This window comes from Chamaesiphon sp. VAR_48_metabat_403, assembly GCF_031422475.1.
Taxonomy (GTDB): Bacteria; Cyanobacteriota; Cyanobacteriia; order Cyanobacteriales; family Chamaesiphonaceae; genus Chamaesiphon.
In genome coordinates, this window is sequence record NZ_JANPLS010000192.1 from 1 (window position 1) to 10,327 (window position 10,327).

Below are 10,327 nucleotides of genomic sequence, written 5' to 3' on the forward strand. Positions count from 1 at the left end.
CGATCCAGATGAGGCTCGATCGATCTTAGCCACTGCTCCTGGTGTAAAATTAGTAGAAGACTGGAAAGCGAATTATTTTCCGATGCCGATCGATGCTTCGGGTAAAGATGAGGTATTAGTCGGACGAATTCGTCAGGATATCTCCCATGCTAATGGCTTGGAATTGTGGCTCTGCGGCGATCAAATCCGCAAGGGTGCTGCGCTGAATGCCGTGCAAATTGCCGAATTGTTGATTGAGAAGAATTGGCTCAAACGGAAGTAGGTGGTTTGGTGTGACGCGGAGATCTATCCGCAATTCTAAATTCAGGTTTATTCATATACGTTGTAGGGGCGGGTTTATGCTAGAAATCATCGATTTCACCAATAAATATCAAACGAACCCGCCCAACCCCACCAGCAACAATCGATTATTGAAGGAGTTATTGGTGGGGGAGGGCGGGTTTGAACGAGATTTTTAGTTCATCAGTGATTGATAGCATTGTCTTGTCGCGCTAAACCATCGGGGAACAAAGGCGAGCGCGCGCCGCAAACCAGCCCCTACAGGTCATCCCATCTCCCCCCTCTCCCATGACAATTGATTTCGGACGAGTCATTACGGCAATGGTTACACCCTTCGACACCGATGGGAACGTTCATTATGCAGAAGCAGAGAGATTAGCGGCGTATTTAGCCGACAATGGTTCCGATGGAATTGTCGTCTGTGGAACGACGGGAGAATCGCCAACCTTGAGTTGGGATGAAGAGTACGAGCTGTTTCAAATCGTCAAAAAGGCGGTGGCGGGTAAATCAAAAGTAATTGCAGGTACCGGATCGAATTCTACGAGTGAAGCGATCGAAGCAACCCAAAAAGCTGCTAAACTAGGAGTAGATGGCAGTTTACAAGTAGTGCCCTATTATAATAAGCCCCCGCAAATTGGTTTGTACCAACATTTTGAGGCGATCGCGGCAGCTTGCGACCTACCGATGATGCTCTACAATATTCCCGGACGTACCGGACAACAGTTAGAGCCAGAGACGATCGGTAAACTAGCTAAATTAGCTGGAATTGTGGCAATTAAGGAAGCTACGGGTAATCTAGATATAGTGAGCCAAATTCGCAGCCTTACGCCACCAGATTTTGCAATTTATTCAGGCGATGACTCTCTGACGTTACCGATTCTAGCTGTTGGCGGTACGGGCGTAGTCAGCGTTGCCAGTCATTTGGTCGGAACTGAAATTCAAGCGATGATTGCGGCGTTTGCCTCCGGGCAAAATCAGCTCGCGATGACAATGCACATCAAATTGCTGCCATTGTTTAAGGGGCTATTCCTCGCACCCAACCCCATGCCGATTAAAGCCGCCTTAAAACTGCAAGGTTGGGAAGTCGGCGGCTTGCGGTTGCCCATGTGTGAATTACCGAACCAATTACTACCGCAGATTCAAGCACTGCTGCACCAACAGGGCTTAATCTCAACCAGCAGTAGCGACCCCAGCTAATCGATCGAATCGAGCGATCGCATGGTAACCGATTGACCCATTGCCAATAATATGATACAACTAAGATAACGAGGAAAAATGCTAATAAGTCTGAAAGCTGCTAGGTTAAAATTTGACGAGTTAGCAGTATCAGTCCGATCGAAGTAATAAATTCAAAATCGACAGAACTCTGAGCCAAGCTCGACCGATGGATGTGAGACCGATACTAATCGATTTCGGTTCTAGATAATTAATATTCAGTTAGTTTAATAACAGCCAGTGCAAATTTCTAGCGCATAGTTTTAGCAAGCCAGATTACCAGTTTTATTTACATGTTAGAGTGTAAATGGCATAGCTCGAAAGAGTTTCAATGACTGTGGTGACGATCGACGCGATCGACTTAAATTACGATTTCCAAGCAGTTAGGCGATCGGAATATAGCAGCGCACCACCACAGCTAAAAGGTTTCGATTTTAATGACCAGGTATGACAGCTAACTGAATTAGTAGCTGCCAATCGACACATCGAAAAAAACAGTTTTGTATAACAATCATCCAACTATCTAAATTTATCTAAATGAGTCCAATTCTCAAATCATCGCAAGCCAAAGTTGTTGCTAAAAATCCATCCGAACCCACCCTCAAGATCATCCCATTGGGCGGCTTACATGAAATAGGTAAAAATACCTGCGTCTTTGAAATTAATGACGAGATTTTACTGCTCGATGCTGGATTGGCATTCCCCACCGATGGAATGCATGGCATTAATATCGTCCTGCCAGATATGACCTATCTGCGAGAAAATCAGCACAAGATTAAAGGGATGATCGTCACCCACGGACATGAAGATCATATCGGTGGAATTCCCTACCACCTCAAGCAATTCGACATTCCGATTATCTACGGCCCTCGCCTAGCAATGGCACTATTGCAAGGTAAATTAGAAGAAGCTGGCGTTGCCGATCGGACTAAAATTAAAACAGTCGCCCCCCGCGATATCGTCAGAATTGGCGAATCCTTCTTCGTTGAGTTTATCCGCAATACCCACTCGATTGCCGATAGCTTTACAGTTGCCTTACATACTCCCGTCGGTGTCGTCATCCATACTGGCGACTTTAAATTCGACCATACCCCCGTCGATGGCGAAGCATACGACTACGCCAAACTCGCCGAACATGGTGAAAAAGGCGTGCTGTGTCTGATCAGCGACTCTACCAACTCCGAGATTCCTGGCTTTACACCATCCGAGCGTTCCGTATTCCCCAACCTCGACAGGTTTATCAGTTTAGCAAAAGGTCGGGTGATGGTCACAACATTCTCATCTTCCGTCCACCGGATCAACATGACGATCGAGATCGCCATGAAGTACAATCGGAAAGTCTGTGTAGTCGGTCGATCGATGCTCAACGTCATCGCTCACGCGCGCAACTTGGGCTATATTAACTGTCCCGACGACGTATTCGAGCCGCTCCAGTCAGCCAATCATCTCCCCGACGATAAAGTCCTCGTCCTCACCACCGGATCTCAAGGCGAAACCCTCGCTGCGATGACGCGGATTGCTAACGGTCAACACCGCCAAGTCCGCATCCGTAAAGGCGATACAATTATCTTCTCAGCTAACCCAATTCCGGGCAACACCATCGCCGTAGTCAACACCATTGACAAATTGATGATGCAAGGTGCCAACGTCATTTACGGACGCGATAAAGGCATCCACGTTTCCGGACACGGTTGCCAAGAAGATCAGAAATTAATGCTGAGTCTGACTCGTCCTAAATACTTTATCCCCGTTCACGGCGAACACCGGATGCTGATCAAGCACTCCCAAACCGCTCAAAGTACGGGCATTCCCGCCGAAAATATGGTTATTATCGACAATGGCGATATTGTCGAACTGACTGAAAATAGCATCTGTAAAAATGGTAAAGTCCCGTCGGGAATACAACTAGTCGATAACGCTGGTATCGTCCACGACCAAGCACAGGTAATGGAAGAACGCAAACAGTTAGCCGGAGACGGTGTAGTCACAGTTGCGCTGGCGATCGGGCTAGATGGTAAAATGATGGTCAAACCGCAAGTCAATCTGCGCGGTGTCGTCACTGGTGTCGAACCATCGTTAATTTCTGCATTGATTCAAAAAACCATCGAAAATACCTTAATCGAGCGATGGGGACGCTTTGCCCGCACGTTTGAATCCGGTCAAGTTGATGTAGACTGGACTGGACTGCAAATCGAATTAGAATCTGCACTCCAACGTCTGGTACGCCGCGAATTGCAAAGTCGCCCGCTACTAGTACTAATGATGCAGACACCTGAAGATGGTAATACGCCTCGGAAGGCTAGTATTGCTGTCGGTGCTGCGGATGAGGTGGCTACTGCGGGTGCTGCACCAATCGGTCGTCGCAAACAACGATCGACAGCTAAAGTCGGATCGTAACATCCCGACTGCCATAATTTACGAAAAGCGGGAGGGGTAATTGATGAATTGCTCCTCCCGCTTTTTAATGTCGATACAGCACGTTCCTAAATTGTGAAGTACAATCCTTCCCCGCTCCCCGCTCCCCCCTTTCCGAACTAATAACGTACTGCATATTACTGGAAAGTACTGTATAAATATGAAACAAACATTCACTATTGGGGCATTTGCCATCATCACAGATGCAGAAAATCGGATTTTATGGTGTTTGAGAACCGATCTCGATCTCTGGAATTTACCGGGTGGTACCGTGGAAAATGGAGAAGCACCTTGGGACTGTGTGATTAGGGAAGTAAAAGAAGAAACAGGATTAGATATTGTTGTCGAAAAATTGATAGGGATTTACTCGAAACCGGAAGAAAACGATTTGGTGTTTTCTTATAAGTGCCGAGTAGTTGCTGGCAATCTACAAAATAATGAAGAAGCAAAAGAAATTGAGTATTTTGATTTTAATAAATTACCTCGAAATATAGTCCACAAACAAGTAGTCAGAGTTAAGGATTACTTCGATAATAACGATCGAGTGGTGATGGTTAAGCAATAAAATAAGTCAGGATTTGTCCGATCGATATTTTGCCACAACTGCAACTAATCTAACTTAAAACAGATAGATACAATGATTGAGTTTTCTCAACCATTTGCTCGACCGTGAAATCTTGAAAAAACTTACTTTTACCAGCATCGCCCATTTGTTGGCGAACGATCGGATCTACGATCAAATTAGAAATCGCTTTAGTTAAAGCATCGATATCTTGATGTGGAACTAATAAACCAGTGACTTTATCGGTTACTTGTTCGGGAATACCATTAACATTAGTTGCAATAACTGGTAAGCCACAACGCATCGCTTCAAGAATACTAATCGGTGCGCCTTCGTAATGCGTACTCAAGACAAAAATCTGAGATCGAGCCAACAAATCTGGCACATCTAATCGATCGCCTAAAAAAGCAACGCGATCGTCAATTCTCAGATCTTTAGCGAGTGCTTTACTTTCCTCCCAATCGGGGCCAGTACCGACAAAATCGAGTTCGATTGGACTTTTTACGCGCGCGATCGCTCTCATTAAAGTATGCTGATCTTTTTGACCGCGATTGAATCTAGCTACCATAATTAGCTTAGGTGGCTGTTGCGAAGGTGTGGCAGTTGGAGTGGTGCCATGTGCGATGCCATTCATAATCGTCACGACTAATTCTGGAGCCGTTACTTGCAGAGAAATTGCGAGTTGACGATCGCTTTCTGAGACACAAATAATTTTAGTAGAGCAGGGAGCTAAGATTTTTTCAATGCCTAAAGCAATATTGCGTTGCAGGCGTGGAGAGCGCGGATCGAAACCCCAACCGTGTGCGGTAAATATGACTGGCACCCGACAAGTTTTGGCAGCTAATCGAGCGACGACTCCAGCTTTACTACTATGACAATGAATTAAATCTGGTTCGATCGATTTAATAATATCTACACATTCTTTAATCGCCCGAATATCTTTAACCGGACTAATCCGCCGCTGTAAACTCGGTATGATATGAACTTTCACCCCTAGCGCAGCCACCTTGTCTGTTAATAATCCGGGTTTACCTACTGCTAGATGAATTTCATAATCTCGATATAGCGATGAGATCAGATCGTAGACATGCCCTTGGGCACCACCTAGCTCGGATTTGGTAATGACATATAAAAGCGTTTTACGAGCCATAGATCCGAAAAAATAAAGTATTTAGATAATTAACGCAAGTTGCTTTGCTAGTTATAACCAATGTTAAAGATTTTGGTATTAGGTATTGGGTATTGGGTATTAGCGATGGGATAAAACCTAATAGCTAAAACCTAACACCCATCCCACTAAAAACCCATAACTAGCAACTTGGGTTAATTAGAGGATTGCGATCGACCGCATATCGAACAGTATAAAATTAGATGCTCTGGAAAGCTGCAATATCGATCGCTAAATTCTCAAATCCATCAGTGTGCGCCAGATTCAACGATAAGATAAGAAAGACCCTCACTCGTTCGATCGTGCTCGATAGACATCCTCCCATCGTTGTCGTCCTCAACCAAATTAGCGTACCCACAGCTCGTCAATTAATGACAACCTTACCAGGAGCGCAATTGTATGGATTGACAGGTAGAACTACAGATGTGGATGTGAGCTTTACGGATTTTGGCGATACCGTGCGGCAATTATATTGTCAGGGCGTACCGATAATTGGGCTGTGCGCGACGGGAATCTTGATTCGGACATTGGCACCAATTTTGACAGATAGTAAGACAGAGCCGCCTGTGGTGGCGGTAGCCGCAGATGGGAGTGCCGTAGTACCGCTACTGGGTGGCATTACAGGCGTAAACGATCTCGCCGAGCAAATTGCCGCAGTATTGGCAATTAAGCCAGCGATTACCACCACCGGGAAGCTGCAATTTAATACCGTGCTTCCCGCTCCGCCACAGGGTTACCGACTTGCCAACCCAGAACATGTCAAAACTTTTATCGCCGATCTGATTGCAGGTATCAGTGTCAGTTTAGATGGCGATGCACCGTGGCTGACAGCTAGCGATATCCCCTTCTGTGCCGATGGTGAGCGTCAAATTATCGTCACTACGCAAGCAATTTCTGGCAGTCCAGCGCAACTGGTATATCATCCCACCAGCCTCGTCTTAGCGATCGAGAAACCCTCCCAATTTACCATCTTGGAGTGGATCGAAATTATCCACCATCGACTCTCAGCAGCAAATCTCGCCCTCGCTGCGGTAGCTTGTATCGTTCTCCCCAAAACACCCGCCGGAGCCGCCATCGCTAGTATTAGCACTAGTTTAAATCTCCCCATTCGCTGGGTAGAATCCCCAGAATGGAACCAAAACCTGACATTAATACCCCTCCAAACCCCCAACTCCCAACTCCTTGCTCCCATTTCCCCCCGTCCCCCCGTCCCCCAGTCCCCTCCCCCCCTCCTATCTGTCTTGAAAAGGTGCTTCACTTGGGGGAACCCCAAGAACGCACTTTTCGCTCCCAACTCCCCGCTCCCCGCTCCCCGCTCCCTAGACATCCTCAGTGCCACAGAACCGATCGATCCAAACTCGATCGGACAACCGCAAGGTAAACTAACTATAGTCGGCACTGGTCCCGGATCGGCTGAGTGGATGTCGCCACAAGTCCGCCAGACAATTTTAGCCGCGACAGATTTAGTCGGCTATCATACCTATTTAGATTTAGTTAAAGATTTGAGTGTGGGGAAACAGTGTCACGGCTCCGATAATCGGGTCGAACTCGATCGATCCAGACTAGCATTAGATTTAGCTGCCAGTGGTAAAAATGTCGTCGTCGTGTCTTCAGGAGATCCGGGGATTTATGCGATGGCGGCGGCGGTACTAGAAGTTCTGGATAAAGAAGCCAAGCCAGAATGGCAAACTATCGATCTGAAAATTGCCCCCGGTATTTCTGCCATGCAAGCCGCCGCCGCTGCGGTGGGCGCGCCACTCGGACACGATTTTTGCGCGATTTCGCTCTCAGATATCCTCAAACCCTGGGAAGTAGTCGCCGCCAGAATTGCCGCCGCCGCCGAAGCCGATTTTGCGATCGCGTTCTACAACCCCATTTCCAGCCACCGGAGCTGGCAATTAGCCGCTGCCAAGGAAATACTCATGAAATCTCGATCGAGTACCACCCCGGTCATTCTCGCCCGCAATCTGGGCAGATCTGGGCAAGAGGTAAAGGTAGTCACTTTAGGCGAATTCGCGCCCGAATCGGCAGACATGCGAACGGTAATTCTCATCGGCTCTAGTCAAACGCGCCTCATTCCCCGCGCCGATGGTGGGAGTTGGGTATATACGCCGCGATCTTATCAATGATTTGAGTAAGAAGTAAGGAAGGAGTACTGGCAGGTTCTATAAAACAGAAATACTATATTACATAATATGTAGTTTAGAATTATTTTCTGAAATATATTGATATTCTCTAGCTAATAACTACCGTTAACTCTGAATTTTCAAAACCTTAGTTTGAGATTGCTGAAATAATCGCATCGGGGATGAATGCGTGACGATCGAAGCTTGAATAATTCAATAAAATATTAACTGCGATCGGCAGAGGAAATTGCAGCGATCGGATCGGAATGGCACGCCGAATAAAAACAACTTATTCAGTGTAAATACTCCATAAAAATTATAAAATCAGGAGCAAAGCAATGCTAAAGGTAATAAAACTTTTGCTAGTCATCGGCTTGACGATTTGTGTAGGTATGGGAAATGCCTGGGCAGCCGATCGCGCAAATGTCGCGGGACAATTTGATTATTATGTAATGAGCCTGTCTTGGTCGCCCGAATATTGTGCTTCTAATAACAATCCTAGTTCGACCCAGTGTGGAGAAAGGCGATATAGCCTGGTCGTACATGGATTGTGGCCGCAGTATGAAAATGGGGGGTTTCCCGCCGACTGTAGCGTCCAAACAACAGTACCTCAGCCAATTGTAGATTCAATGTTAGATATCATGCCCAGTGAAACATTGATTCAACATGAATGGGATAAACACGGTACTTGTAGCGGGTTATCGGTCGAAAAATATTTTCAACTAACGCGACAAATTTATAATTCGATCGCGATTCCTGCTAAATACAAACAACCGATGGACTATATCATGACTAGCGTTAAAGATTTAGAAAACGATCTGATTGCAGTCAATCCGACTCTAGATAGTGGCAAAATTGCGATCGATTGTAAGAGTCGATATTTAGAAGAAATTCGAGTTTGTTATGACAAGAATAATCAATCCCGAACTTGTGGCCGAAAAGTAACCGATAAATGTCGAGCTAAGGTTGTGTTAAGACCCGTTCGCGGTTAGAAATAATGTTACCTAAATGGAGTAGATTTATATGGCAACAACTAAGTCAAAAAAAACTTCAGACAAAGATCGAGCTATCCCCAAACGCAGCTACAATGTCCGTCCTGATAGTTTAGATTTTCGGGATTTAATGTATGCATCCACGCTGGTTGAAGTGCCATCGCAGATCGACCTTGAAGAATATAAACAGTGGCAAGTACCGATCTTAAACCAAGGACAAGAGGGTGCGTGTACTGGGTTTGGATTAGCCACTGTAGTGCATTATCTACTCCGCCGTCGGAAAGTGGTTCCCGATCGCACTGAAATTAGTCCGCGCATGTTGTACGAAATGGCAAAGCGTTACGATGAGTGGGCTGGTGAAGATTACGATGGCTCCAGTGCTAGAGGTGCCATGAAAGGATGGCATAAGCATGGAGTTTGTACGCAAGAACTATGGATTTATTCACCGACAACTGTAGATCGTCAGTTAACAGACCCGCGCTCTAGAGATGCAGTCAAAAGACCGTTAGGATCTTACTTTCGAGTCAACCATCAAGATCTGGTTGCCATGCACGCCGCCATCGCCGAAGTAGGGATTTTATATGCAACGGCCACCGTTCATGAGGGCTGGAATCAGATTACTACCGCAGGTTCGATCCCGTTAACAGCTAAAATCTTAGGCGGTCATGCCTTTGCCATCGTCGCTTATGACGATCGGGGGTTTTGGATTCAAAACTCGTGGGGAAAGGAATGGGGATTAAATGGATTTGCGTGTATTTCCTACGATGATTGGTCGATCAATGGCAATGATATTTGGGTTTGTCGCTTGGGTGTGGCGGTCGAGTTGAATCGGAACTTACCTATAGCAATTAGTCATTCAGCCGCAGCGAATAATCCATTAGTTTTATCATTTGCCGATCTCAGACCGCATATTATCAGTCTGGGTAATGATGGACTATTGAAACCAGGTGGAGATTTTGGTACATCGCCAGAAGACATCGAGAGAATTTTCCAAACTGATTTTCCACGGATTACCCAAGGTTGGACGAAAAAACGGATCTTGTTATACGCGCATGGTGGACTAGTTGACGAAAACTCTGCGGTACAGCGGTTAGCTGACTATCGGGCGACATTACTCGATCGAGAAGTCTATCCAATCTCATTTATTTGGCATAGTGACTTCTGGACAACACTAACGAATATCTTAGGGGAATCGCTGCGTCGTCGCCGACCGGAAGGGATATTGGATGATGCTAAAGATTTTTTGCTCGATCAACTCGATGATGCGTTAGAGCCGGTGGCTCGTGGTCCGGGCAAAGCGATGTGGAATGAGATGAAAGAAAATGCGATCGGTGCTACCGTTAACCAGGCTGGCGGCGCACGATTAGCACTTGAACAGCTTGTCAAACTCGTGCGGGAAGAAGATGTAGAGATCCATGTAGTGGGACACAGCGCGGGAGCTATTTTCCATGCCCCAATCGTCGAGCTGTTGACGACAAAGGGGAAAATTGCCAGCGGTCATTTAAAAGGGCTGGCAGGTTATAATTTGCCGATCGAGTCCTGTACGCTATGGGCACCAGCCTGTAATATC

At 46.2% G+C, this 10,327-nt stretch carries 8 protein-coding genes; 7 read left to right on the plus strand and 1 reads right to left on the minus strand.

Annotated elements, in window-relative coordinates; all coding sequences use genetic code 11:
• From RMO79_RS09170 to RMO79_RS09185, 4 genes are all read left to right on the plus strand, one after another.
• The coding region (locus tag RMO79_RS09170) for an Asd/ArgC dimerization domain-containing protein (protein ID WP_310482813.1) at positions 1 to 262 on the plus strand (262 nt) is incomplete at its 5' end.
• Positions 263 to 567: 305 nt separating this feature from the next.
• Positions 568 to 1,476, plus strand: coding sequence for a 4-hydroxy-tetrahydrodipicolinate synthase (gene dapA / locus RMO79_RS09175; RefSeq protein WP_310482814.1), 909 nt, complete (start codon positions 568 to 570; stop codon positions 1,474 to 1,476).
• A gap of 555 nt (positions 1,477 to 2,031) precedes the next feature.
• Positions 2,032 to 3,891, plus strand: coding sequence for a ribonuclease J (locus RMO79_RS09180; RefSeq protein ID WP_310482815.1), 1,860 nt, complete (start codon positions 2,032 to 2,034; stop codon positions 3,889 to 3,891).
• A gap of 178 nt (positions 3,892 to 4,069) precedes the next feature.
• The gene (locus tag RMO79_RS09185) at positions 4,070 to 4,474 is read left to right on the plus strand and encodes an NUDIX domain-containing protein (RefSeq protein ID WP_310482817.1); all 405 of its coding nucleotides are present in this window, start codon (positions 4,070 to 4,072) and stop codon (positions 4,472 to 4,474) included.
• Between the two features lie 49 nt (positions 4,475 to 4,523).
• Here the strand turns inward: RMO79_RS09185 and RMO79_RS09190 are convergent, their stop codons facing one another.
• Complete coding sequence (locus RMO79_RS09190; protein WP_310482819.1) at positions 4,524 to 5,621, minus strand: glycosyltransferase family 4 protein; 1,098 nt, start codon at positions 5,619 to 5,621, stop codon at positions 4,524 to 4,526.
• 389 nt (positions 5,622 to 6,010) lie between these two features.
• Between RMO79_RS09190 and cobJ the strand changes: the two genes are divergently transcribed.
• The 3 genes from cobJ to RMO79_RS09205 form a co-directional block, all read left to right on the plus strand.
• On the plus strand, positions 6,011 to 7,768 hold the full coding sequence (cobJ, locus tag RMO79_RS09195; RefSeq protein ID WP_396136560.1) for a precorrin-3B C(17)-methyltransferase: 1,758 nt from the start codon (positions 6,011 to 6,013) through the stop codon (positions 7,766 to 7,768).
• 335 nt (positions 7,769 to 8,103) lie between these two features.
• Positions 8,104 to 8,757, plus strand: a complete 654-nt coding sequence (locus tag RMO79_RS09200; RefSeq protein WP_310482823.1) for a ribonuclease T2 — start codon at positions 8,104 to 8,106, stop codon at positions 8,755 to 8,757.
• Between the two features lie 31 nt (positions 8,758 to 8,788).
• Positions 8,789 to 10,327, plus strand: a 1,539-nt coding sequence (locus RMO79_RS09205) for a C1 family peptidase (RefSeq protein ID WP_310482825.1), incomplete at its 3' end; no start/stop codon positions are given.

Bases quoted from the DNA above. Each gene is read 5' to 3' on its own strand.
- RMO79_RS09190 (WP_310482819.1), bottom strand. From the start codon at position 5,621: ATGGCTCGTAAAACGCTTTTATATGTCATTACCAAATCCGAGCTAGGT.
- dapA (WP_310482814.1), top strand. From the start codon at position 568: ATGACAATTGATTTCGGACGAGTCATTACGGCAATGGTTACACCCTTC.
- RMO79_RS09200 (WP_310482823.1), top strand. From the start codon at position 8,104: ATGCTAAAGGTAATAAAACTTTTGCTAGTCATCGGCTTGACGATTTGT.
- RMO79_RS09185 (WP_310482817.1), top strand. From the start codon at position 4,070: ATGAAACAAACATTCACTATTGGGGCATTTGCCATCATCACAGATGCA.
- RMO79_RS09180 (WP_310482815.1), top strand. From the start codon at position 2,032: ATGAGTCCAATTCTCAAATCATCGCAAGCCAAAGTTGTTGCTAAAAAT.
- cobJ (WP_396136560.1), top strand. From the start codon at position 6,011: ATGACAACCTTACCAGGAGCGCAATTGTATGGATTGACAGGTAGAACT.